This is a genomic window from Pseudaeromonas pectinilytica, assembly GCF_054780855.1.
Map to the genome: position 1 here is coordinate 1 of NZ_BAAGVN010000145.1, position 561 is coordinate 561.

Consider the following 561-nt stretch of genomic DNA (forward strand, 5'->3'; position numbering starts at 1 on the left):
GACTGATGACAAAGGGGCGACCGCCAGCCAGAGCGTCAGCGTTAGCGTGGTGGCACCCAATGTGGCTCCAACCGCTGCCTTTACCCACAGCGAGACGGAGTTGGTTGCCAGTTTTGATGCCAGCGCCTCCAGCGACAGCGATGGCGGTATCACCAGCTACCAATGGGATTTTGGCGATGGTGCGACCGGCAGCGGTAAGAGCGCCAGCCATAGCTATGCGGCGGCCGGCGATTACTCCGTCGTTCTGACGGTGACTGATGACCAAGGGGCGACAGCCAGCAAGAGCGCCAGCATCAGCGTGGTCAAGGCGAATGTGGCACCGAGCGCTGCATTTACCCATTCCGAGGCTGATCTCGTTGCTAATTTTGATGCCAGCGCGTCGAGCGACAGTGATGGCAGCATTGCCAGCTACAGCTGGAACTTTGGCGATGGCGCAACCGGCACCGGCAAGACGGTCAGCCATGCCTATGCGGCTGCGGGAACCTACAGCGTCACCCTGACGGTCACCGACGATAAGGGCGCGACCGCCAGCAAGAACGCTAGCGTCAGCGTGGTCAAGGC

At 61.3% G+C, this 561-nt stretch carries 1 protein-coding gene; it reads left to right on the top strand.

Annotated features, from left to right (window positions below):
• On the top strand, nucleotides 1-561 hold a 561-nt coding region (locus ACYVG7_RS09885), incomplete at both ends, for a PKD domain-containing protein (protein ID WP_460882968.1).